Source organism: Cytobacillus sp. QJM3NY_8, assembly GCF_056173585.1.
This window is the reverse complement of record NZ_CM149681.1, coordinates 5,052,456-5,075,373: the sequence shown is the minus strand read 5'-3', so window position 1 is coordinate 5,075,373 and position 22,918 is coordinate 5,052,456. Positions and strand designations below refer to the sequence as shown.

The 22,918-nt window shown below is 43.6% G+C and carries 26 protein-coding genes; 24 read left to right on the top strand and 2 right to left on the bottom strand.

Annotation, left to right across the window (positions count from 1 at the left end):
• Positions 1-213: 213 nt before the first annotated feature.
• From upp to ftsZ, 18 genes are all read left to right on the top strand, one after another.
• A complete protein-coding gene (upp, locus tag AC0VZ9_RS25800; protein ID WP_217025985.1) occupies positions 214-843 on the top strand; it encodes a uracil phosphoribosyltransferase in 630 nt (209 codons plus the stop codon).
• A gap of 60 nt (positions 844-903) precedes the next feature.
• Positions 904-2,049 (top strand): non-hydrolyzing UDP-N-acetylglucosamine 2-epimerase, encoded by a 1,146-nt coding sequence (gene wecB, locus AC0VZ9_RS25795; protein WP_251174307.1) that lies wholly within the window; start codon positions 904-906, stop codon positions 2,047-2,049.
• 69 nt (positions 2,050-2,118) lie between these two features.
• Positions 2,119-2,310, top strand: coding sequence for a hypothetical protein (locus tag AC0VZ9_RS25790; RefSeq protein ID WP_251174306.1), 192 nt, complete (start codon positions 2,119-2,121; stop codon positions 2,308-2,310).
• Between the two features lie 240 nt (positions 2,311-2,550).
• Positions 2,551-3,147, top strand: coding sequence for a hypothetical protein (locus AC0VZ9_RS25785; RefSeq protein ID WP_475396926.1), 597 nt, complete (start codon positions 2,551-2,553; stop codon positions 3,145-3,147).
• Between the two features lie 88 nt (positions 3,148-3,235).
• Complete coding sequence (locus AC0VZ9_RS25780) at positions 3,236-3,475, top strand: hypothetical protein (RefSeq protein WP_009332231.1); 240 nt, start codon at positions 3,236-3,238, stop codon at positions 3,473-3,475.
• A 165-nt stretch (positions 3,476-3,640) separates the two neighbouring features.
• Positions 3,641-4,930: a serine hydrolase gene (locus AC0VZ9_RS25775; protein WP_254179184.1), complete on the top strand. Its 1,290-nt coding sequence runs from the start codon at positions 3,641-3,643 to the stop codon at positions 4,928-4,930.
• A 78-nt stretch (positions 4,931-5,008) separates the two neighbouring features.
• Complete coding sequence (locus AC0VZ9_RS25770) at positions 5,009-7,276, top strand: S8 family serine peptidase (RefSeq protein WP_217026598.1); 2,268 nt, start codon at positions 5,009-5,011, stop codon at positions 7,274-7,276.
• A 302-nt stretch (positions 7,277-7,578) separates the two neighbouring features.
• Positions 7,579-7,800, top strand: coding sequence for an AtpZ/AtpI family protein (locus tag AC0VZ9_RS25765; protein WP_009332225.1), 222 nt, complete (start codon positions 7,579-7,581; stop codon positions 7,798-7,800).
• Positions 7,801-7,805: 5 nt separating this feature from the next.
• On the top strand, positions 7,806-8,180 hold the full coding sequence (locus AC0VZ9_RS25760; RefSeq protein WP_009332224.1) for an ATP synthase subunit I: 375 nt from the start codon (positions 7,806-7,808) through the stop codon (positions 8,178-8,180).
• A gap of 21 nt (positions 8,181-8,201) precedes the next feature.
• A complete protein-coding gene (atpB, locus tag AC0VZ9_RS25755; RefSeq protein ID WP_009332222.1) occupies positions 8,202-8,915 on the top strand; it encodes a F0F1 ATP synthase subunit A in 714 nt (237 codons plus the stop codon).
• A 75-nt stretch (positions 8,916-8,990) separates the two neighbouring features.
• Entirely contained in the window at positions 8,991-9,203 is a 213-nt protein-coding gene (gene atpE / locus AC0VZ9_RS25750) for a F0F1 ATP synthase subunit C (protein WP_009332220.1), read from the top strand.
• 149 nt (positions 9,204-9,352) lie between these two features.
• Positions 9,353-9,874: a F0F1 ATP synthase subunit B gene (locus AC0VZ9_RS25745; RefSeq protein WP_009332218.1), complete on the top strand. Its 522-nt coding sequence runs from the start codon at positions 9,353-9,355 to the stop codon at positions 9,872-9,874.
• Entirely contained in the window at positions 9,871-10,407 is a 537-nt protein-coding gene (locus AC0VZ9_RS25740) for a F0F1 ATP synthase subunit delta (protein WP_019380612.1), read from the top strand. Before AC0VZ9_RS25745 ends, AC0VZ9_RS25740 begins: the two co-directional genes overlap by 4 nt.
• A gap of 24 nt (positions 10,408-10,431) precedes the next feature.
• Positions 10,432-11,940, top strand: a complete 1,509-nt coding sequence (atpA, locus tag AC0VZ9_RS25735) for a F0F1 ATP synthase subunit alpha (RefSeq protein ID WP_009332214.1) — start codon at positions 10,432-10,434, stop codon at positions 11,938-11,940.
• A gap of 212 nt (positions 11,941-12,152) precedes the next feature.
• A complete protein-coding gene (locus tag AC0VZ9_RS25730; protein ID WP_009332212.1) occupies positions 12,153-13,010 on the top strand; it encodes a F0F1 ATP synthase subunit gamma in 858 nt (285 codons plus the stop codon).
• A 194-nt stretch (positions 13,011-13,204) separates the two neighbouring features.
• Positions 13,205-14,626, top strand: a complete 1,422-nt coding sequence (gene atpD, locus AC0VZ9_RS25725; protein ID WP_009332211.1) for a F0F1 ATP synthase subunit beta — start codon at positions 13,205-13,207, stop codon at positions 14,624-14,626.
• Positions 14,627-14,648: 22 nt separating this feature from the next.
• A complete protein-coding gene (locus tag AC0VZ9_RS25720) occupies positions 14,649-15,056 on the top strand; it encodes a F0F1 ATP synthase subunit epsilon (RefSeq protein WP_009332209.1) in 408 nt (135 codons plus the stop codon).
• A 209-nt stretch (positions 15,057-15,265) separates the two neighbouring features.
• Positions 15,266-16,426 carry a cell division protein FtsZ gene (gene ftsZ / locus AC0VZ9_RS25715; protein WP_009332208.1) on the top strand — a complete coding sequence of 387 codons (1,161 nt, stop codon included), beginning with the start codon at positions 15,266-15,268 and terminating at the stop codon, positions 16,424-16,426.
• A gap of 155 nt (positions 16,427-16,581) precedes the next feature.
• Here the strand turns inward: ftsZ and AC0VZ9_RS25710 are convergent, their stop codons facing one another.
• Positions 16,582-16,770, bottom strand: a complete 189-nt coding sequence (locus AC0VZ9_RS25710) for a hypothetical protein (RefSeq protein WP_009332207.1) — start codon at positions 16,768-16,770, stop codon at positions 16,582-16,584.
• 221 nt (positions 16,771-16,991) lie between these two features.
• On the opposite strand from AC0VZ9_RS25710, the gene AC0VZ9_RS25705 reads away from it, so the two are divergent.
• Entirely contained in the window at positions 16,992-17,222 is a 231-nt protein-coding gene (locus AC0VZ9_RS25705) for a hypothetical protein (RefSeq protein ID WP_019380615.1), read from the top strand.
• A gap of 62 nt (positions 17,223-17,284) precedes the next feature.
• Here AC0VZ9_RS25705 and AC0VZ9_RS25700 read toward each other — a convergent pair whose 3' ends face one another.
• Entirely contained in the window at positions 17,285-18,001 is a 717-nt protein-coding gene (locus AC0VZ9_RS25700) for a 3D domain-containing protein (RefSeq protein WP_475396925.1), read from the bottom strand.
• A 646-nt stretch (positions 18,002-18,647) separates the two neighbouring features.
• Between AC0VZ9_RS25700 and AC0VZ9_RS25695 the strand changes: the two genes are divergently transcribed.
• From AC0VZ9_RS25695 to nuoH, 5 genes are read left to right on the top strand one after another with little or no spacing between them, the layout of a single operon-like run.
• Positions 18,648-19,022, top strand: coding sequence for an NADH-quinone oxidoreductase subunit A (locus AC0VZ9_RS25695; RefSeq protein WP_009332205.1), 375 nt, complete (start codon positions 18,648-18,650; stop codon positions 19,020-19,022).
• On the top strand, positions 19,013-19,525 hold the full coding sequence (locus AC0VZ9_RS25690) for a NuoB/complex I 20 kDa subunit family protein (protein WP_019380617.1): 513 nt from the start codon (positions 19,013-19,015) through the stop codon (positions 19,523-19,525). Before AC0VZ9_RS25695 ends, AC0VZ9_RS25690 begins: the two co-directional genes overlap by 10 nt.
• Before the next feature lie 3 nt (positions 19,526-19,528).
• The gene (locus tag AC0VZ9_RS25685; RefSeq protein WP_475396924.1) at positions 19,529-20,797 is read left to right on the top strand and encodes an NADH-quinone oxidoreductase subunit C; all 1,269 of its coding nucleotides are present in this window, start codon (positions 19,529-19,531) and stop codon (positions 20,795-20,797) included.
• Between the two features lie 3 nt (positions 20,798-20,800).
• Entirely contained in the window at positions 20,801-21,901 is a 1,101-nt protein-coding gene (locus AC0VZ9_RS25680) for an NADH-quinone oxidoreductase subunit D (RefSeq protein WP_475396923.1), read from the top strand.
• Positions 21,901-22,908, top strand: coding sequence for an NADH-quinone oxidoreductase subunit NuoH (nuoH, locus tag AC0VZ9_RS25675; RefSeq protein WP_009332201.1), 1,008 nt, complete (start codon positions 21,901-21,903; stop codon positions 22,906-22,908). The genes AC0VZ9_RS25680 and nuoH overlap by 1 nt, the downstream gene beginning before the upstream one ends.
• Positions 22,909-22,918 lie beyond the last annotated feature (10 nt).

Genomic DNA, 22,918 nt, shown 5'->3' with positions numbered 1-22,918 from the left:
CAGCTTTTGGGAGGATGCGGGTCATGCAGACTCTGCCACAGGACGTGACGCTCTTAGCCTGCGTTCCTTAGGTGAACGAGGCGCTTACGCTTTTCTTTTAAAAATGACTTTTCTTTAACAAAAGCGAATCATAGTTGCCGATGGAACTGTTTTTCTGTAAAATTAGACGAAGTGTGGTTCGACTAATCTGCATATTGAAAAGGAGAGATAATCATGGCAAAGGTTTACGTTTTTGACCATCCATTAATTCAGCATAAGCTTACATACATTCGTGAAAAAAGTACGGGAACAAAGGAATTTCGTGAGCTTGTCGATGAAGTGGCAACACTTATGGCATTCGAAATCACCCGTGATATGCCTTTAGAAGAAATTACAATAGAAACTCCAGTAAGCACGATGAAGTCCAGCGTACTAGCAGGTAAGAAGATAGGAATTATCCCTATTCTGCGTGCAGGAATTGGAATGGTTGACGGCATCTTGAAGCTAATTCCAGCTGCAAAAGTGGGTCATATCGGTTTATACCGCGACCCGGAAACACTGCAGCCGGTTGAATACTATGCAAAGCTTCCAAGTGATGTGGAAGAAAGAGATTTCATCGTGGTTGACCCAATGCTTGCAACTGGAGGTTCCGCAATTGAAGCCATCCACTCTCTTAAAAAGCGCGGAGGCAAAAACATTAAATTCATGTGCCTGATTGCTGCTCCTGAAGGGGTAGAGGCTGTACAGGAAGCTCACCCTGACGTTGACATCTATATCGCAGCATTAGACGAAAAATTGAACGAAAAAGGCTATATTGTTCCTGGTCTCGGTGATGCAGGCGACCGTTTATTCGGAACGAAATAATCTCAGCTCATTGATGGACAAAAAGATTGAAAATATCTTTTAAAAAAGAAGGTGCTCCGAATGATTCGTCCAATTAAAGTGATGACGATTTTCGGGACAAGGCCGGAAGCCATTAAAATGGCACCCCTTGTTCTTGAATTGGAAAAACGCCCTGATCAGTTTGAATCGATTGTCACCGTTACGGCACAGCATCGTGAAATGCTGGATCAAGTATTAAATATTTTTAAGGTCACACCAGATTATGATCTGAATATCATGAAAGATCGCCAGACACTGGTGGATGTGACAACACGCGGACTTGAGGGTCTTGATAAGATCATGAAGGAAGTAAAGCCGGATATCGTGCTTGTACATGGAGATACCACTACAACGTTTATTGCAAGCCTTGCCGCTTTCTATAATCAGATCGTAGTCGGCCATGTGGAAGCGGGACTGCGCACATGGAATAAATACTCCCCGTTCCCTGAGGAAATGAACCGCCAGCTTACAGGTGTCATGGCTGATCTGCATTTCTCGCCAACATCGAAGTCAGCGGAAAACCTTTTAAATGAAAATAAAAAGAAGGATAGTATTTATATCACTGGAAACACGGCAATCGATGCACTTAAAACGACTGTTAAGGACGCGTATCATCATGAAGTCCTTGAGAAAATTGGCGATGACCGCCTTGTGCTTCTGACTGCACACCGCCGTGAAAACCTGGGCGAGCCAATGCGGAACATGTTCAAGGCTATTAAAAGGCTGGTGGAAGAACAGAAAGATATACAAGTCGTATATCCAGTTCACTTGAACCCGGCTGTACGGGAAATCGCATCAGAAATCCTCGGCAGCGATAGCCGCATTCATCTTATTGAACCTCTTGACGTCATTGATTTCCATAACTTTGCATCAAGAGCTCATCTGATTTTGACAGATTCGGGCGGAGTCCAGGAAGAAGCGCCTTCCCTTGGTGTGCCTGTACTTGTCCTCCGTGATACAACGGAAAGGCCAGAAGGAATTGAAGCCGGCACCCTTAAGCTTGCCGGCATTGAGGAACAGCCTATTTACGAACTGGCAACTGAACTTCTGACTGACCGGGCAGCTTATGAAAAAATGGCAAAGGCCGTAAATCCATATGGTGACGGAAATGCCTCCAGTAGAATTTGCGAAGCAATCCGCTACCATTTTCAACAGACTAATGATCGTCCGGAAGAATATAAACCGTAAAACTAAAAAAATGCACCTCTCTTAAAAGGAGGTGCATTTTTCTGTTCTTTTCTATAAAGGGGAGGGGAGATGAGTGTCAAACTACTGCAAAATTACATGGTTGATATGTTGGTGGTTGGGTGGGTGATCATGAGTAGATGGATTTTTATAGTATTAATCAATAATTATGTTAAAAGTCTCTTTCCCCGCAAAGCTGGAAAAGTTATGATAGAGTATAGGAGAAATGGAAGTAAAATTCATGTTGAAATAGTAAGCGGTTAACATGTTGATGGTTGGATGGATATTTGCAAAATGTTGATATATAAGTGTTTATAAGTTTTTTGGAGTGATTAATTGGCCTGGTCATGGTTGAAGAAATGGCGGCTGAAATGGCTTCGTTGATGGGGCATTCACCGCAAAAATATTGATGGTGGTTTTGTTGGCGGTTAGGTGGTTAGTCATAGGTAATGCCCAGAGGCGGCTGGGTGAATCGGTAAGATACCAAGAAAGGTGCTGAGGACGTTGGCAAATCAGTATTTGACAATGAAGGAGCTCAAAGAAGCACTTCCGGACATACCTGAGAATAGCTTAAAGCGTTATTTGCAGGAGCATGCAGAATACATAAATTATCGGAAAGAACACAATCGCTATAAAATCCAGGCTTCCGAAATCGAAAAGCTTAAATTCATCCGGAAATTGTATTCAGATGGGTTAAAGAAAGAGGAAGTCACAGCAAAGCTTGAGGATGCAGGCATCCCAGTGATTATTACAGTGGAAGATGACGAAGAAAGCAGCACCACTTCACTGGTGAATGTGAATTCAGAACTGACAGATATGAAAAAGCTGGTCAGCTTTCTCGTTCAGCAAAATGAACAATCCCGTCTAACCCAAAATAAAATCAGAGAACAAAACAAACAGCTGATACATGAGGTGCATGAGCTCAAACTCACAATTGAAGATTTAAGAAACGCCCATGCACAAGGCTATGAAAAAGAGAGCGAAAAAGTCACTTCCCTCTATGAAAAACTGATGGCGACACAAAGGTCTGTAGAAGAAGTAGCCGGTGCATTAGAAGCTGAAAAAAGCAAAAGCATCTGGCAGAAGATTTTTGGAAAGTAAAGGCAATCCCAAATTGCAAGATGTACGTTTAGACTCCTGTCTTCAGGGTATTGGCATAATGATTTTAAATACTCGGGAGGTCGAATAAATGAGAGCATTAGCCGTAGTAGAAGGAGCATTAATTGTCTGGATCATCATGCTGCTGGGTTCATTAATGAATACCTTCATGTCCGAAGGTTTTATCGCCCTGGTATTTAAACTGGCAGAAGGAAAAGGAATTCTGCTTACATTATTATTAATAGCCGCGACGCTAACGGATATGTGGAGAGATAAGAAGCGTGACCGGTTAATTCAAAAGGGGAAACTTGAACCGAATCAGCTGTTTTAATACATAAAGGGAGTAAGCCATCATTTATTTGATGGCTTATTTTTTCGTGATAATCTAAAAGTACTATTTTCTGAAAATACTAAAAACTATATTGATAATCGATTGAAAGATAGATAATATTAATTATACAAAATATTGTATATTGGTTATAAAGGAGATGAAAATTTGAAAAGGTTAAAGACATTGTTAATAGTATTGGCATTAGCCTTAAGTTCTGCAGTATTTTCTGGAAATATGGTGAATGCCACAGAACGGTCCGGGCAAAAATTAAGTCATGCTGATCCGAAAAAGGCTGGCTTTGATCCTGTCAAATTAAAGGGTATTGATAGAGCAATTACGGAGGCTATTGAGGATGGTATTACACCCGGTGCAGTAGTTCTTGTGGCAAAGGATGGAAAAATCGTCAAAGAGGAAGCATATGGATATGCACAAAAATACGATATGGGGGAATTACTCAGTAATCCCCGAAAAATGAAAAAGAGAACAATCTTCGATCTTGCTTCAGTTACGAAGGTGATGGGAACAACTCAGGGCATTATGAAACTGGTAAGTGACGGTGAACTTTCAGTCAATGACAAGGTATCTGAATATATACCTGAGTTTGCTCAGCGTGGAAAAGAAGATATTACAATAGCCGACTTGCTGACACACACCTCAGGATTGACTCCTTGGAAACCGACATACCTATATGCTGACAATTCGGAAGAGGTTCTGAGTTATATAAACCAGCTGCCCCTTGAATACCCGACTGGAACGGACAGAAGATATAGCGATTTTAGCTTTATGATGTTGGGTTTTTTAATTGAAGAGATAAGTGGACAAAAATTGGATAAATACTTAGAGGAAAATATATATAATCCCTTAAAAATGCATGATACGATGTTTACTCCTCCTGAACATTTCAAACATAAAATTGCAGCTACTTCCTGGGGGAATCCTTATGAATATAAAATGATTGATGACCCTAATTTTGGGTACTATGTTGAAGAAAGTCCGGATATGTTTAAATACTGGAGAAATTACACACTAATTGGAGAAGTTAATGATGGGAATAGCTTCTATGGCAATAAAGGTATTGCTGGCCATGCTGGTTTATTTTCGACAGCAAGGGACCTTGCCGTATTGGGCCAGACCATGTTAAATGGCGGAACATATGGAAAAACCAAAATGTATGATAAAGAAGTGATTGATATCTTTACCTCTCCTCAGCGCTTTGGCCAGGGATATGGCTGGGAGCTGGATAAAAGCTGGTATATGGGAGATCACTATTCTGACATAGCCTTTGGCCATACTGGTTTTACTGGAACCCAGGTTATTGTAGATCCAAAGGAAAACCTCCAGATTATCCTGCTGACGAACAAACAAAACAATGGTCCTTTACCAAGCGGATCATACCGCAGCACAGGAGCACTTTCAAAAGAAGTAGCTAATATTGTTTATGAATCCTTGAACTAGCCGTTTATTTTATATCAATTTACGCATACATGGCACCTATTCAGCCCACCCTAAAACAAAAAGAGGGTGGGTTATCTTATGAAAAAATTCTTGCTGATCTTAACATTCATATCCTTCTTTTGGAGTCAAAGTACTGTTTTGGCCCGGACATTTTCACACCCTCCTATTCCGGAAGAGCCACCTGATATAGAAAAAGTGGCTATCGTCGTTCTGAAAGATGCGAAGAACGAACAGGGGATTAAGAAAATGATAGATCAAAATCCTGATCTGCAAATTAGGCATACATTCAATCAGGCGTTGAACGGCTTTTCAGTTATAGGAAAGCAATCTGCATTGCAAAGCCTGCAAAAGATAGAGTCAGTATCTTCTGTTTCACCGGTTAATACCTATCATGTACATTCCGATGACAATATCAAGCTGATTGGCGGCATTAATGCCAGAGGCTATTATGACAGAGATAATCAGCGCCTCACAGGCAAGGGTGTGAAAGTAGGCGTAATCGACACCGGCATCGATTATAATCATCCAGACTTGCGAAGGAGCTATGGCGGTGGACATGATCTGGTGGATAATGATAAGGATCCGATGGAAACAAAAGCTGCAGGGGGACAAGGCACACTGCACGGCACTCACGTTGCGGGAATCATTGCGGCAAATGGCAGAATTCAAGGGGTTGCACCAGAAGCAACCATTATCGCCTACCGGGCTCTCGGACCAGGCGGCAGCGGAACAACAGAACAGGTGATAGCGGCCATCGAACAGGCAATAAAGGATAAAGTTGATGTGTTAAACCTTTCCTTGGGAAATAACGTGAACGGACCTGACCTTCCGATAAGCATGGCCCTTAATAAAGCAGTTGAAAAGGGAATAACGGCTGTCACTTCATCGGGCAATTCGGGTCCGAATATTTGGACGGTCGGATCACCGGGAACAGCCTCGAAGGCCATTTCTGTAGGAGCCTCAACACCAACAATGAAGGTGCCATTTTTGAGCATGGGCGGGCGGGAAATTCGTCTTGATTTGCTGCAGGGTTCAAAGGATTGGGAATTTGACCGATCCTTTGAATTGGTCGATGGAGGACTCGGTCATCCTGAAGAATTGAAGAATGCCAAAGGGAAAATGGTATTAGTGGAACGAGGGGAACTAACGTTTACTGATAAGGCAGTCCATGCAATGGAAGCAGGAGCAGAGGGAATCATTATTTTTAATAATACAAAAGGCAGGTTCTTTGGCAATCTGGACAGTGGTGTTCCAATTCCAGTAGCGGCGTTATCAAAGGAAGAAGGAGAGGAGCTCAAGAAGAACATTAATGAAGGAAGACTCCTTGCCCGGACTAATATAATAGAAGAAAGGGATATCCTGGCTGACTTCAGTTCCCGCGGACCCGTTACATCAACATGGGAAATCAAGCCGGATGTTGTGGCACCTGGAGTCGCCATAAATAGCACCATTCCTGGCGGTTACCTGCCGCTGCAGGGGACTAGCATGGCCGCTCCGCACGTCGCAGGGGCCTGTGCCATCCTGAAACAGGCTCATCCCGAATGGGGGCCGGAACGGATTAAGGCAGTACTTATGAATACGGCTAAGCTTCTTATGAATACAGAAGGAAAAACATATAGAACTTATGAGCAGGGAGCAGGCAGAATCCAGCTTGATCAAGCGCTGAGAGCAGAAACGCTTGTCCTCCCGGCCTCTCTGCAGTTTGGGAAATTTCAGATCGCGGACAGGCTGCATGAACACAGCAGTTTTATAGCGGTTGAAAATATTAGTGAGAAAACGCAGACCTACTCCTTTTCTGTACCTTATAAGGCACAGGGCATCAATTGGGAAATGCCTATGACATTTCAATTAAACCCAGGTGATAAGAAAAAGGTGGAAATCAAAATGTCGGCAGACCCGACTCTTTTAAAGAAAAAGATCTATGATGGGTACCTGCTTATGAAGGCAGGTGCCGAAAGCATCAGAATTCCCTATCTTTATGTGCTTGAAGAGCCGGATTATCCAAGGGTGATGGGATTCGGACTGGGCAAAGGAGATAAGCCGGGCACGTATCGCTATGAAGTGTATCTTCCTGGCGGGGCAGAAGAGTTCGGAATTGCCATGTTTGATTCGGAAAGCCTCCGCTTCATGGGATATCTTGACTGGAAAAGAAATGCAGGCAAAGGACAGCTGCTGCAGGAAATTCCGGCAGATAAGCTTCCTGGGCCTGGGCTGTACCTTGCAAAGGTGTTTGCCAAAAAAGCCGGCAAGGAAGATTGGATTGAAACCTACCTATTTGTGAGGCCGGATGGGCAGCTCGGGGACCCGGAACCTTCGGTAAACAAGCGGACCACTCAAAGTAAGTGATAATGTTAATTTAAAGCGTTTTCAGGAGCGATGCAGAAACTCGCTCCTTTTTCAATAGATATCCAAAAATTAAATGTGATAAATATGTGAACATACCATATTTTTACCTTTTTGTTTGTGAACTTTTTCACTCCAAACGCATTGACATTGACAAAGCCCTATTGTATGCTTACAAAGGGTAAAAGATGATAGGGTTTTCAAAATATTTGTGCAGACATATTTCCCACTTCTGCATGATGTTAATATGATTAATTATGGCCTCAAAACCCACTTACCATTCTCTTAAGGGAGGATGCGTTTTTATGCGTCAAAAAGACCGCAACCCATTTAAGGCGATGGCCTTAATGTCCGCCATTCTTTCTCAGTTAGTAGGTTCCACGCTCATTGGCATTTTCGCCGGAAGGTGGCTTGACAGCAAGGCAGGAACAGAGCCGTTATTCCTATTGGTCGGTTTGTTCATTGGACTGGGCGCCGGGATTTACGCCATGCTTCGCTTAATCCAACATTTCTTCACAGGAGAATGAACATCATGCCGGAAATCAAAGTAACTTTTCAAAGACAGCGAAAATACATATTCCTTTTGTTGTCTGTATACGTTCTCGGCTGGGGGTTTACACCTTATCAATCTATTTTTCTGGGCTTGATATTTGGTACAAGCTTAAGCCTGTTCAATTTGTGGCTGATTTCACGAAAGGCGCTGCAGTTTGGAGAGGCAGTCGAGAGAGGCGAGAAGGTGCGTTCACTTGGAACGGTATCCAGAATGGCTACAGCAGTATTTGCTGTGATGATCGCTCTGGAATATCCGGATAAGCTGCATCTGATCAGTGTGGTATTTGGATTAATGACATCCTATATTGTCATTATGATAGATTATTTTCTTCAATCTTTTCAATTACGTAAATAGCGGGAAGAGAGGTGAACACTATTGCATCATGAAGCTCCTATAGTGGACTTTTTAGGATTGAATTTTAACTTATCAAACGTACTGATGATTACAGTGGCAAGTGCTATTGTTTTCATTATTGCTTTGCTTTCAACCCGTCGATTGGCCATGAAACCAACGGGGATGCAAAATTTCTTCGAATGGATTATGGATTTTGTTAAGAATATCATTAACAGCACGATGGACTGGAAGACAGGCGGAAGATTCCACATCCTTGGATTAACCCTGATCATGTATATCTTTGTTTCAAACATGCTCGGACTTCCGTTCGCAATCACTTATGATCACACTTTATGGTGGAAATCGCCGACAGCCGATCCTGTTATCACATTAACATTAGCGGCAATGGTTGTTGGGCTTTCGCATTACTATGGCGTAAAGCTTAAAGGAGTAGGAGAATACGGCCGGGATTTTATCAGGCCAATGCCTTTCTTGTTCCCATTGAAAATCATTGAAGAGTTTGCAAACACTCTGACGTTGGGACTTCGTCTTTACGGTAATATCTATGCAGGTGAAATCCTGCTGACATTGCTTGTCGGAGGACTGGCTCACGCCGGTGTAGGCGGAATGCTTGCAGCAATCCTGCCGACACTTGTATGGCAAGGATTCTCAATCTTTGTCGGATCTATCCAGGCATTCATTTTCTGTATGTTAACAATGGTTTATATGGCACACAAAGTGAGCCATGACCATTAATATATACCTGTTCATTTCATGGACAAAACATTTTAAACAAATAAATTTTCATACAATTTAAGGAGGAACTCAATAATGGGTCTTTTAGCAGCAGCAATTGCAATCGGTTTAGCAGCACTAGGTGCCGGTATCGGTAACGGTCTTATCGTATCAAAAACAGTTGAAGGTATGGCTCGCCAGCCAGAAGCTCGCGGTATGCTTCAAACTACAATGTTCATCGGGGTTGCGTTAGTAGAGGCTGTTCCGATCATCGGCGTTGTTATCGCGTTCATGGTTATCGGCGGTTAATTAATACTGTACCAATCGTTCTAAATGGCGAAGATCATTCTATGAACCTTCGCCATTCCTTTATGTTTTTTTACCTTAAAACTAATTCGGAATCATGCATATGACTCCGTTTCATAAGTGGAACAACTCTTGAAGGGAGTGAATCGAGGGTGTTAACAAACAGTCTAGTATTAGGCGCTGCAGGCGGCGGTTTTAACGGCGGGGACATTTTGTACCAGCTGATCATGTTCATCATCTTGTTGGCATTGCTGAAAAAATTCGCGTGGGGTCCTTTAATGGGCATTATGCAGCAGCGTGAAGAGCATATTGCCAGTGAAATCCAAGCGGCAGAAGAAAGCCGTACAGAAGCAAAAAAACTTTTAGAAGAGCAAAGAAATCTTTTAAAAGAAGCACGTACAGAAGCACAGGGCCTTATCGAAAATGCGAAGAAACAAGGCGACGTGCAGCGTGAGGAAATCATTGCGGCTGCCCGCACTGAGTCTGAACGCATTAAGGAATCTGCTAAGCTTGAAATCGAGCAGCAGAAAGAACAGGCGGTTGCCGCTATCCGCGAGCAGGTCGCTTCATTGTCTGTCCTAATTGCTTCCAAGGTTATTGAGAAGGAATTAAGCGCAGCTGATCAAGAAAAGCTGATCAATGAATACATTCAAGAGGCAGGAGAAAAGCGATGACGGGCTCCACAGTAGCAAAGCGCTACGCGTTGGCTCTTTTCCAGCTTGCGAATGAACACCAGCTTCTTGACCAAATGGAAGAAGAGCTTCGTGCAGTGAAAGAAGTAGTAACTAATAACTCAGATTTAAAGTCTGTATTGAAATCTCCAAAGCTTTCAATTGAGAAGAAAAAAGAGATTTTAAAAGACGCATTTGCATCTGTGAACACGTTTGTATTAAATACGTTAATGATACTAATTGAACGCCACCGAGAAGATCATATCTCTGATGTGGCAGATCATTTTATAAGCCTTGCGAATGACAAAAAAGGGATTGCGGATGCGAAAGTATACACTGTTCGTCCGCTGACTGAAGCAGAGAAGGAAGCATTATCTGTGTCATTTGCAGCTAAGGTTGGAAAAAAATCACTTCGTATTGACAATATAGTTGATACTAACTTGCTCGGCGGCATCAAGCTTCGAATCGGAAACCGGATTTTCGACGGCAGCTTGCGCGGGAAGCTTGAGCGTCTTGAACGTCAATTATTAGGCTAAGATTCGTAGATAGGGGTGAAACTCATGAGCATCAATGCTGAAGAAATCAGTGCGCTGATAAAAAAGCAAATCGAAAACTATCAGTCGGAAATTCAAGTGAGTGATGTAGGTACGGTTATCTCTGTTGGTGACGGTATCGCTCGTGCTCATGGCCTCGACAATGTCATGGCTGGAGAACTTGTTGAATTTTCAAACGGCGTTATGGGTATGGCACAAAACCTTGAAGAAAATAACGTCGGTATTATCATTTTAGGACCATTTACAGAAATCCGTGAAGGCGATGAAGTACGCCGTACGGGCCGCATCATGGAGGTACCGGTTGGTGAAGAACTAATCGGCCGCGTAGTAAACCCTCTTGGACAGCCAGTAGATGGCATGGGACCAATCAACACAACAAAATCACGTCCAATTGAAAGCCCGGCACCAGGTGTTATGGATCGTAAATCTGTACACGAGCCGCTTCAGACAGGCATCAAGGCGATTGACGCTCTTGTGCCAATCGGCCGCGGACAGCGTGAGTTAATCATCGGTGACCGTCAAACAGGTAAAACATCTGTTGCAATTGATACAATCCTGAACCAAAAAGATCAGGATATGGTATGTATCTATGTAGCAATCGGACAAAAAGAATCTACTGTTCGTAATGCAGTAGAAACGCTTCGTAAGCAAGGTGCCTTAGATTACACAATTGTTGTAACAGCATCTGCATCACAGCCTGCTCCATTGCTATACTTAGCTCCTTACGCTGGTGTAACAATGGGTGAAGAGTTCATGTACAACGGGAAGCACGTTCTTGTTGTGTATGATGACTTAACAAAGCAAGCTTCTGCTTACCGTGAGCTTTCATTGCTATTGCGCCGTCCTCCAGGCCGTGAAGCATATCCAGGGGACGTATTCTACTTGCACAGCCGCTTGCTTGAGCGCGCTGCGAAGCTAAGCGATGCGAAAGGTGCAGGTTCAATCACTGCGCTTCCATTTATCGAAACACAAGCAGGGGACGTATCTGCTTATATTCCAACAAACGTTATCTCAATCACTGACGGACAAATTTTCCTTCAGTCAGACCTATTCTTCTCCGGTGTACGTCCGGCGATCAACGCAGGTCTTTCTGTATCACGTGTAGGTGGATCTGCACAGATCAAAGCAATGAAAAAGGTTGCAGGTACACTGCGTCTTGACCTTGCTTCATACCGTGAACTTGAATCATTTGCCCAGTTCGGTTCTGACCTTGATAAAGCAACACAGGCTAAACTTAACCGTGGTGCCCGTACAGTAGAGGTTCTAAAGCAGGATCTTAACAAGCCGTTAAAAGTTGAGAAGCAGGTTGCAATCCTTTACGCTCTAACTCGCGGCTTCTTAGATGACATTCCTGTACAGGATATTCGTCGTTTCGAATCTGAATTCCTTTCATGGTTAGACCATAACCGCAAAGATTTGTTAGACCATATCGTGGCTACTAAAGAACTTCCTTCTGATGACGATATGGCATCTGCGATTAACGACTTTAAGAAAACTTTCGCAGTATCCGAATAATCGAGATTGCCCGGATGGGGAAGTGCTCCCCATCTAAGCACCTCAATTCGGTTCTGACAAACAATAAAAAGCGGAAGCGCCTTGGTCAGCCCCGACAAGCATAAGACTAGCCCTGCAGGAAGGTGTTCTTTACTTCCGGAAGGGATTGGCTTATGACCTCGAGGGGTTAGGCGCTGCAGCTGGCCTAATCTGAATAAGGGTGGTGAGAACCTGTGGCATCATTACGCGATATAAAAAATCGTATTACTTCTACGAAGAAAACGAGTCAAATTACAAAAGCAATGCAGATGGTATCAGCTGCGAAAATGAATAAGGCAGAAATGAATGCAAAGTCATTCGTGCCTTACATGGAGAAAATCCAGGAAGTTACGGCATCCATCGCTTTGGGAAGCAAAGATGTATCACATCCAATGCTGACCAGCCGCCCTGTCAAGAAAACTGGTTACCTGGTAATCACGTCTGACCGCGGACTTGCGGGAGCTTATAACAGTAACGTATTGCGAAATGTCTACCAGACGATTCAAAAGCGCCATAAATCACCTGATGAGTATGCAATCATTGCGATCGGACGTGTTGGCCGCGACTTTTTCAAAAAGCGCAATATGAACGTCATTCTGGATATCGTTGCCGTTGCAGACCAGCCAGCATTTGCTGAAATCAAAGATATTGCCAGCAAAACAGTTGGCATGTTTGCTGATGAAACATTTGATGAATTATATATGTACTACAGCCATTATGTCAGCGCGATTCAACAGGATGTAACAGAGAAGAAGCTTCTTCCGCTTACGGATATCTCCAGCTCGAAAAAGCTTACATCATATGAGTTTGAACCTTCCGCTGAAGAAATTTTAAAAGTATTGCTGCCTCAATACGCTGAAAGCTTAATCTACGGTGCGCTATTAGACAGTAAGGCAAGTGAGCATGCTGCAAGGATGACAGCGATGCAGAATGCAACGGATAATGCTAAAGATCTTATTAACTCATTAAGCTTAAGCTACAACCGTGCACGTCAGGCAGCCATCACGCAGGAAATTACCGAAATCGTCGGCGGAGCAGCCGCGTTAGAATAATAAAGAAAAGCAGAAGCGCCTCGATCAGCCCCTAAAAGCATAGGACGAGCCCTGCAGGAAGGTGTTCTATCCTTCAGGAAGGAAATGGCTTATGACTCGAGGGGCTAGGCGCCGGAGCTAGACAAACGAAAAGCGGAGTTAGCAGGTGAGTTGTTGCCTGCTCTCCATTATGTAAAACGAACGGAGGGAAAAAGATGAACAAAGGACGCGTTCTTCAAGTTATGGGTCCGGTTGTTGACGTAAAGTTCGAAAGCGGCCAGCTTCCTGAGATCTATAATGCATTGACTGTTACAAATCCTGCGCGTAACGAATCTGAAGTTGACATCAACTTAACCCTTGAAGTTGCCCTTCATTTAGGTGATGATACAGTCCGTACCATTGCAATGTCTTCTACTGACGGCTTACAGCGCGGAAGTGAAGTTGTTGACACGGGTGCTTCAATCTCTGTACCAGTAGGTGATGTAACACTTGGACGTGTATTCAACGTACTTGGTGAATCAATCGACTTAGATCCTGCAATCCCTGCAGATGCCCGTCGTGATTCTATTCACAGAGAGGCTCCTAAGTTTGAGCAGCTTTCTACTGAAGTAGAAATTCTTGAAACTGGAATTAAGGTAGTAGACCTTCTTGCTCCATACATTAAAGGTGGTAAGATCGGTTTGTTCGGTGGTGCCGGTGTAGGTAAAACCGTATTAATCCAGGAATTGATCAATAACATCGCTCAGGAGCACGGCGGTATTTCCGTATTTGCCGGTGTAGGTGAGCGTACTCGTGAAGGTAATGACCTTTATCATGAAATGACAGATTCAGGCGTTATCAAGAAAACAGCGATGGTATTCGGTCAGATGAACGAGCCGCCAGGAGCGCGTATGCGTGTTGCCCTGACAGGTTTGACAATGGCAGAATTCTTCCGTGATGACCAGGGACAGGACGTTCTTTTCTTCATGGATAACATCTTCCGTTTCACACAGGCAGGTTCAGAGGTATCTGCCCTATTAGGCCGTATGCCATCTGCCGTTGGTTACCAGCCGACACTTGCAACTGAAATGGGTAAATTACAGGAACGTATCACATCTACTAACGTAGGTTCTGTTACTTCCATCCAGGCGATTTACGTACCAGCCGATGACTATACGGATCCGGCTCCGGCTACAACTTTCGCCCACTTAGATGCAACAACTAACCTTGAGCGTAAGCTTTCTGAGATGGGTATCTACCCAGCGGTGGATCCGCTCGCTTCCACTTCCCGTGCATTGTCACCGGAAATCGTTGGCGAAGAGCACTACTCAGTTGCACGCCAGGTGCAGCAGACATTACAGCGTTACAGAGAACTTCAGGATATCATCGCGATTCTTGGTATGGACGAGCTTTCTGATGAAGATAAGCTAGTCGTAGCACGTGCACGCCGTATCCAGTTCTTCTTATCACAAAACTTCCACGTTGCTGAGCAGTTTACTGGCCAGCCAGGTTCATACGTACCGGTTAAAGAAACTGTTAAAGGTTTCAAAGATATTCTTGAAGGAAAGTATGACCACCTGCCAGAAGATGCATTCCGACTTGTCGGCCGAATCGAAGAAGTTATCGAGAGTGCTAAGAAAATGGGCGTAGAGGTCTAATTCTGGACCAGGAGGGTAAAAAATGAAGACGATTAAAGTCAGTGTTGTTACTCCCGATGGCCCGGTGTATGAATCAGATGTGGAAATGGTAAGCACAAAAGCTCAAAGCGGTGAGCTTGGAATTTTACCTGGACACATTCCAATGGTTGCACCGTTACAAATTGGAGCCGTTCGTTTAAAAAACGGCGGAAAAACTGATTTCGTCGCAGTCAGCGGCGGATTCCTGGAAGTTCGTCCGGAGCAGGTAACGATATTAGCGCAATCTGCTGAGCAGGCAGAAGAAATTGATGTAGAGCGTGCCGTTCGTGCGAAACAGCGTGCTGAACAGCGCCTGAATGAGCAGAAGCGTGAAAACATTGATTTTCGCCGTGCAGAGCTTGCACTTCAGCGTGCAATTAATCGGATCGAAGTTTCGGAAAGAAAGTTCTAATAAAAACATCAGCACCCCTGGCTAAGCTGGGGGTGTTTTTTATAGTAATATTTACCACCGGAATTTTAAGAAAATTGCCCCAAAAAATAGATAAATCACTCGAATTCTTTCATATAGGCCTTTACAATAGAAGAGAGTAAACCTTTAAAGGGTTACTCTCTTTTTTAAAGCAATCATGCAAGTCTATTTGAATTAAAGGAGGAGCCGCAATGCTGGAGTTTGATACAAATATAGACCAATATGCTACGATCAAAGTCATCGGTGTCGGAGGCGGGGGAAACAACGCTGTAAACAGGATGATTGAACATGGAGTTGAGGGAGTAGAGTTTATTGCTGTTAATACAGATGGACAAGCTCTAAATCAATCAAAGGCAGAAGTAACCATGCAAATCGGCGCTACCTTAACGAGGGGCCTGGGAGCAGGGGCAAATCCTGATGTAGGCAGGAAGGCGGCTGAAGAAAGTGAAAGCCAGCTTCGTGAAGTATTGAAGGGTGCTGACATGGTATTCGTTACTGCCGGAATGGGCGGCGGAACTGGAACTGGTGCTGCTCCTGCCATTGCACGCATTGCCCGTGAAGTAGGCGCTCTGACAATTGGTGTGGTAACCCGCCCCTTCAAGTTCGAGGGCCGCAAGCGTGCAGCCAATGCAGATGCAGGCATTGAGGCAATGAAAAAAGCAGTCGATACGCTAATTATTATTCCAAATGATCGCTTATTAGAGATTATTGATAAGAAAACACCTATGCTTGAAGCGTTTATGGAAGCGGATAATGTCCTCCGCCAGGGAGTCCAGGGTATTTCTGATTTGATTGCCGTTCCTGGTTTAATCAATCTCGATTTTGCCGATGTTAAAACAGTTATGTCCCATAAAGGAACAGCCTTGATGGGGATTGGAATTGCCACAGGGGAAGACCGTGCGGCTGAAGCAGCCCGTAAAGCAATATCAAGTCCTTTATTAGAAACGTCCATTAATGGAGCCCGCGGCGTCATCATGAATATTACAGGCGGTGCTAATATCAGCTTATATGAAGTGCAAGAGGCTGCAGATATCGTCGCCTCCGCTTCAGACGAGGAAGTGAATATGATTTTTGGCTCGGTCATCAATGATTCCCTAAAGGAAGAAATACTTGTTACGGTTATTGCGACTGGCTTTAACGAGCAAGAGGAATTACGTGCCAAACCTAGTTCAAAACCATCAGCAGAAAGAGACTATGCTCATACATATCAGTATGCAGAAGAACCAAGCAATCGCCGGCCGGTTAGAGAACAAAGGGAACCGGTTCAGGAAGATTACCGGGTGCAGGCTGACCCGCAAGAAGAGTCACTTGATACCCCGGCGTTCCTTAGAAACCGAAGAAGACGCTATTAATAAAAAACAGGCTGCCTTTTAGAGGGCAGCCTGTTTTTAGGTGAACTTAACCGAATGGAATTGATGGTTGATATGTTGGTGGGTGAGTGGCTAATAGCCGCAATCCGGGTTTTATACATAAGAAAGGACAGGCATAGGCCTGTCCTTGTATTATTTTAATACTTTGTCTGGTCATATAGGGTTAACTGATCCAGGTTTTTATGCACGGTCATAAGCTTTTTGAGAAGGCTCATGAACTTTTGTTTATCTTCAAAAGGAGTGACGTCTAGTTCTTTTTTTAGCTCATTGCTTTTTTTAACGAGCTCATCGAATTTTTGAATAACTGGGCAGTTGTTTTTAGTCATATGAATTTCTCCTAATTTAAGCTCTTGAGATAACTTTATCACAAAATATAATTTCATGGGAAACAGCCGTGTGACATTTATATTAAAAACAAATGGCCTTTTTAACTAATTTAACTATTTTGTTAAATGTGTCAGATTCTGTTGAAACCCGGGGAATAGAGTCATATATTATCAACATGGCTTAGAATGACAAGGCTTAAGAAAACCAGGGGGTGAGATCCTTGTCGACTGTATTATTTGGAACGATAGAATACTATGAAAGAGAATTAATCAGCTATTTTACAAATAATCATATAAGCAATAAGGGTGATGCAACCATGAAAATATTCATCATGCTTGAAGCGGAGATTTTCAATGTATTTTTATTTGACGAAGCGATTCGGATAAAATGTATGCAAAATCTATTAAAAGCCTTTTGCCGGGTGTCTGAAACATACCTGGTTAAAAAGTAGCCATTATTATGAATAGCACAATTAAGAGGTCCCTGTGTGAGAGACCTCTTCGTTAATTGCAATTAATTCAGAATCGAAACTTTTACCTCTTTTCTTCCCCATTGCATGGCATCTGGTGTGGCAGGAATAAACACATCAATTTCATTTCCCTTAATTCCTCCGCCAATATCCTCGGCAGTAGCATACCCGTATCCTTCTACAAATACTTTAGAACCCAAAGGAATTACGTCCGGATCCACCGCAATAACTTTTGCATCCGGGTTATCAATAAGATTTACTCCTGTTTTAGTAATGCCGATGCATCCTTCACAGCTGGCTGTATAGGCAGTTGCCGTGACAGTCAGGTTTTTGCCTGCTTCAGCTGCAGGCTGTCCTGTGTTAGCGGCTTTTACAACTGTTTTAGATTTTATTTCCTTCGCAGAGCCATTTTTATAGATGATAAGCTCTAAACCGGGTTTAATAACGTCTGAGTTTAGCTGATTCCATTTTTTGAGGTTATGTACTGTAATACCGTATGTTTTGGCAATATTCCATAGTGTATCACCGGATTTTACTATGTATATTTCTTCAGGTGAAACATCGAGTTTATCATTTGGATGAATCAAATCCCCGGCTAGACCATTCCAGTTTTTAATATCCTGAACGGTCACTTCATGTTTTTGTGCTATGGACCAAAGGGTATCCCCTTTGTTTACAGTTACTTCTTCTGCATATGCGCTCGCACCTGCTGTACTCCAGATGGTTAAAGCTGCGAGCAGATAATAAAAATATTTTTTCATAATAAAGCCTCCTAATAGCTTGGTTGACAATTTCTATGCTAGCACAGAAAATTCAGAGAAAAAGAACAGGGGAGTTATAATTTAATTACGCACATTTCAAGAAATTAACGAAGAAACGGCAAAACATAATAATGTTCATAATAGATGAACAAAAAGCATCAGAAATGGTCATATTTGATACATTTAATCCTTAAGATGGTTTAAATAGAAACTTTTGTATGTGATTTATTTTCCGATATGTCGGTGCTGTATATTGATAGAACAGAAACTGACCGATAAATTGGAAAAGTGGCCGATAAACTTAAGGAGCAATGAATGCAAAAAACTCAGGCTTAAAATAAAAAACTCTTTTAAGGTGTTAAATATCTCACTGACAAAGCAGGGGGTTTAATTTTTAATGGTAGATAAATACAAATGAAGATTTTAATGGATATTGACTGGGGGCAAGCTCATATAATCTGGAGAAGGTGTTAAACCAGCTGGGAAGTGCGTATGGAAATTCTCTTCCGGCGATCCGATTTGAGGCCTAGATAGAATTTCCAATAATAGTCTGAGGTTGTGTCGACACATGGGGGAGTAGGGTGTATAATGGTTACGGTTACATGTTTAAATGTTGTGAAAATTTTCAGCATTGGAGGGGATAGGCATGGAGCTTTGGAATTTATATCAGAATAACTATTTGATAGTTTTTGTGTTTTTGTGCCTGGGAGTTTTACTGCCTGTGGTGGCTTTGTTTTTGGGAAAGCTTTTGCGGCCCTATAAGCCATATGATACGAAGTATACCACATATGAGAGCGGGATTGAGCCATTCCATGATTCGAGGGTGCAGTTCAATGTCCGCTATTATATTTTTGCCCTGATGTTTGTCATTTTTGATGTAGAGACGGTATTTTTGTATCCTTGGGCTGTGGCCTATGAGAAACTTGGTATTTTTGCATTGATTGAGATGCTGATTTTTGTATTTATGCTAGTAATTGGACTTGTTTATGCATGGAAAAAGAAGGTGCTGAAATGGATTTAAAGTTGGATAATATTTCACCAGAAGAAATGGAAGAACTGCAGCGAAATGTGTTTATGGCAACTTTGGAACAGATTAAAGCGTGGGCGCGGAGTAATTCATTGTGGCCAATGACCTTCGGGCTTGCTTGTTGTGCCATTGAAATGATGGGTGTTGGTTCATCGCATTACGATTTGGACCGTTTCGGATCTTTTTTCCGTACATCTCCCCGCCAGTCTGATGTCATGATTGTTTCAGGTACAGTAACAAAGAAAATGGCGCCAATCGTCCGCCGTCTTTACGATCAAATGCCTGAACCAAAATGGGTGATTGCAATGGGCTCCTGTGCAACAGCGGGAGGGCCATATGTTAAATCTTATTCAGTTGTAAAAGGGGTCGACCAGATTGTCCCTGTTGATGTATACATACCAGGATGCCCGCCGAACCCGGCAGCATTGATTTATGGAATTAATAAGCTAAAGGAAAAAATCCGTTATGAGGCTAAGACTGGGAAGAAGGTGATCTAACCTATGAGCGGAGAAAAGGATCTTGAACAGCTGAAAAAAGAAGCAGCAGCTAAAGCGAAGGCTGCAGCTCTGGCTAAAATGAAGGCGAAAGAGCAGGGTGAAGCGAAGGAAGAAACACCTGCAGGTGACATGGATCTGGCTAAGCAAAAAGCCGCCGCAGCTGCGAAGGCAAAGGCTGCTGCCCTAGCAAAGATGAAAGCGAAAGAGCAGGGGGAAGCGAAAGAAGAATCCCCAGCAGAAGACATGGATCTGGCCAAGCAAAAAGCTGCTGCCGCTGCGAAGGCAAAGGCCGAAGCACTGGCTAAAATGAAGGCGAAAGAGCAGGGGGAAGCGAAAGAAGAAACCCCAGCAGAAGACATGGATCTGGCCAAGCAAAAAGCCGCCGCAGCTGCGAAGGCAAAGGCTGCAGCACTGGCTAAAATGAAGGCGAAAGAGCAGGGGGAAGCGAAGGAAGAATCCCCAGCAGAAGACATGGATCTGGCCAAGCAAAAAGCCGCTGCCGCTGCGAAGGCGAAGGCTGCAGCACTGGCTAAAGTGAAGGCGAAAGAGCAGGGGGAAGCGAAGGAAGAATCCCCAGCAGAAGATATGGACATTGCCAAGCAAAAAGCCGCCGCCGCCGCAAAAGCAAAGGCCGCCGCAGCAGCTAAGGCGAAAGCCGCTGCTCAAGCAAAACAAGCTGGCGGGGATGACGAGAAAGCAAAGGCTATTGCAGCCGCAAAGGCGAAAGCCGCCGCTGCAGCAAAAGCTGCCGGAAGCAAGGCAGACACTGAACCGGCTGCAGAAAAAGCGCCATCCGTTAATCAGCCTTATCTTGATAAATATGTAAAGGTAATTGAAGAGAATCTTGGTGCTGACGTTCTTGAAGAGTACTATATTAATGATCTTTCCAAGGATGTGCCTACTTTAGTGGCCAAGGCTGAATCATATTTTAAATTGGCAGAATTCCTGAAATATAATGAACAACTTGGTTTTGATTACCTATCAGAGCTTCATGGCACTGATTTTGAGACGCATATGGAAGTGTATGCTCATTTATACTCATACAAAAAGCGCCAATCTGTAGCCCTTAAGGTTAAAATTGACCGCGATAAGCCGGAAATTGATTCTCTGCAGCCGTTATGGGCTGGAGCGGATTGGCCGGAATGTGAAACGTATGATTTGCTGGGCATTCAGTTCAAGGGCCACCCTAATTTATATCGGATTATGCTTGGGGAAGACTGGATTGGGCATCCGCTGCGCAAAGACTATGAACCGTACGATGTGGAGGTGTAACCAATGCTGCGAACCGAAGAAATGCTTTTGAATGTTGGACCTCAGCATCCAAGTACGCACGGTGTTTTCCGCCTTGTTCTGAAAATTGACGGTGAGATCATCAAAGAGGCGAAACCGGTCATCGGCTATCTGCACCGCGGAACGGAGAAATTGGCTGAAAACCTGCAGTATACGCAAATTATTCCTTATACAGACAGAATGGATTATCTTGCCGCCATGACGAATAACTATATCCTTGTGCATGCCGTTGAAACGATGATGGATCTTAAAATTCCGGATCGGGCCGAATATCTTCGGATAATTACCATGGAACTTGGCCGGATTGCCAGCCATCTCGTATGGTGGGGTACCTATTTGCTGGATATTGGAGCGACAAGCCCATTCCTGTATGCATTCAGAGAACGTGAAATGATCATCAATATGCTGAATGAAATATCCGGGGGCCGCTTAACGTTTAACTATATGCGTGTCGGCGGTGTAAAATGGGATGCTCCTGAAGGCTGGATTGAAAAAGTAAGAGAGTTTGTTCCCTATATGCGTGAACAGCTGAAAGGCTATCATCAGCTTGTAACAGGAAATGAAATTTTCATGAACCGTGTCAAAGGGGTAGGAAAGTATACGAAAGAGGATGCTTTAAACTACTCCCTGAGCGGTGCAAATCTTCGCTGCACAGGCGTGAAATGGGATCTCAGGAAAGATGAGCCGTATTCAATCTATGACCGCTTCGATTTCGATGTTGCCGTTCAGGACGGCGGGGATGCGTGGGCCAGGTATCATGTGCGCATGAAGGAAATTGAAGAATCATTAAAAATCCTTGAACAGGCAGTGGAACAATTCCCTTTAGAAGGCGAAATACTGGCAAAAGTTCCGAAAATCATCAAAGCGCCAAAAGGGGAAGCGTTTGTAAGAATCGAATCTCCGCGGGGGGAAATCGGCTGCTATATCGCGAGTGATGGAAAGAAGGAGCCATATCGCTTAAAATTCCGAAGGCCATCATTCTATAATCTTCAAATTCTCCCTAAACTGCTTGAAGGCGAAAACATTGCGAACTTGATTGCTATTTTAGGGGCAATTGATATTGTCCTTGGGGAGGTGGACGGTTAATGGTAGAAGAACTTCTTTATTCCGAAGCAGGTCTGCTGAATTTCGGTATTTTCTTCTTGCTTGCCACCGTTTTGCTATTAGTCGTTTTGGGGTTTGTTACTTATGCCATCCTGGCAGAACGTAAAGTCATGGGGTTTATGCAGCTGCGCCATGGCCCGAATCAGGTCGGAGGACGCTGGGGGCTTCTTCAGACCGTTGCTGATGTATTAAAGCTTTTATTAAAAGAAGACACCATTCCTAAACTTGCAGACAGGCCGCTGTTCATTCTTGCACCGGTCATTGCGTTTGCACCGGCATTTATGGTGCTGGCAACGATTCCTTTTACAGATAAACTTCAGTTTGCTGATATTGGAGTTGGACTGCTGTATTACATAGCCATTTCCGGACTGACAACAGTCGGTATTGTCACCGGAGCTTGGGCTTCCAATAATAAATATGCCCTGCTTGGGGGGATGCGTGCTGCGGCCCAGATGATTTCTTATGAGATCCCGCTCGTTATGTCTGTATTAGGCATTATCCTTTTAACAGGCAGCTTAAACCTCAATGAGATCGTGGAAGCGCAAAAGAATGGCTGGTTCATCATTTGGCAGCCAATTGCTTTCATCGTATTCCTGATTGCTTCGACAGCTGAGCTGAACCGTGTTCCATTTGACTTGCCTGAAGCTGAATCAGAGCTGGTCGCAGGTTTCCATGTTGAATATTCCGGCTTCCGCTGGGCGTTCTTCATGCTTGCGGAATATGTATATTTCTTTGCAATGGCTTCGTTGACAACCGTATTATTCCTTGGCGGGTGGCTGCCGCTTCCATTCCTGGAATTCATTCCGGGTGCCGTTTGGTTTGCACTTAAATTCACGGCTGTAATCTTTATCTTGGTTTGGTTTCGTGTCACATTCCCGCGCCTTCGTGCAGACCAGCTCATGGAATTTGGCTGGAAGGTTCTGCTGCCCGTAGCGCTTGCGAATATCTTCTTAACAGCTTTGCTGAAAGAATGGCTGAATATATTTTAATTGAAGACCG

Coding starts and splice junctions, on each gene's coding strand:
- upp (WP_217025985.1), top strand. CDS start 214: ATGGCAAAGGTTTACGTTTTTGACCATCCATTAATTCAGCATAAGCTT.
- wecB (WP_251174307.1), top strand. CDS start 904: ATGATTCGTCCAATTAAAGTGATGACGATTTTCGGGACAAGGCCGGAA.
- AC0VZ9_RS25790 (WP_251174306.1), top strand. CDS start 2,119: ATGAGTGTCAAACTACTGCAAAATTACATGGTTGATATGTTGGTGGTT.
- AC0VZ9_RS25780 (WP_009332231.1), top strand. CDS start 3,236: ATGAGAGCATTAGCCGTAGTAGAAGGAGCATTAATTGTCTGGATCATC.
- AC0VZ9_RS25770 (WP_217026598.1), top strand. CDS start 5,009: ATGAAAAAATTCTTGCTGATCTTAACATTCATATCCTTCTTTTGGAGT.
- AC0VZ9_RS25765 (WP_009332225.1), top strand. CDS start 7,579: ATGCGTCAAAAAGACCGCAACCCATTTAAGGCGATGGCCTTAATGTCC.
- AC0VZ9_RS25760 (WP_009332224.1), top strand. CDS start 7,806: ATGCCGGAAATCAAAGTAACTTTTCAAAGACAGCGAAAATACATATTC.
- atpE (WP_009332220.1), top strand. CDS start 8,991: ATGGGTCTTTTAGCAGCAGCAATTGCAATCGGTTTAGCAGCACTAGGT.
- AC0VZ9_RS25740 (WP_019380612.1), top strand. CDS start 9,871: ATGACGGGCTCCACAGTAGCAAAGCGCTACGCGTTGGCTCTTTTCCAG.
- atpA (WP_009332214.1), top strand. CDS start 10,432: ATGAGCATCAATGCTGAAGAAATCAGTGCGCTGATAAAAAAGCAAATC.
- atpD (WP_009332211.1), top strand. CDS start 13,205: ATGAACAAAGGACGCGTTCTTCAAGTTATGGGTCCGGTTGTTGACGTA.
- AC0VZ9_RS25720 (WP_009332209.1), top strand. CDS start 14,649: ATGAAGACGATTAAAGTCAGTGTTGTTACTCCCGATGGCCCGGTGTAT.
- ftsZ (WP_009332208.1), top strand. CDS start 15,266: ATGCTGGAGTTTGATACAAATATAGACCAATATGCTACGATCAAAGTC.
- AC0VZ9_RS25710 (WP_009332207.1), bottom strand. CDS start 16,770: ATGACTAAAAACAACTGCCCAGTTATTCAAAAATTCGATGAGCTCGTT.
- AC0VZ9_RS25700 (WP_475396925.1), bottom strand. CDS start 18,001: ATGAAAAAATATTTTTATTATCTGCTCGCAGCTTTAACCATCTGGAGT.
- AC0VZ9_RS25695 (WP_009332205.1), top strand. CDS start 18,648: ATGGAGCTTTGGAATTTATATCAGAATAACTATTTGATAGTTTTTGTG.
- AC0VZ9_RS25690 (WP_019380617.1), top strand. CDS start 19,013: ATGGATTTAAAGTTGGATAATATTTCACCAGAAGAAATGGAAGAACTG.
- AC0VZ9_RS25685 (WP_475396924.1), top strand. CDS start 19,529: ATGAGCGGAGAAAAGGATCTTGAACAGCTGAAAAAAGAAGCAGCAGCT.
- AC0VZ9_RS25680 (WP_475396923.1), top strand. CDS start 20,801: ATGCTGCGAACCGAAGAAATGCTTTTGAATGTTGGACCTCAGCATCCA.
- nuoH (WP_009332201.1), top strand. CDS start 21,901: ATGGTAGAAGAACTTCTTTATTCCGAAGCAGGTCTGCTGAATTTCGGT.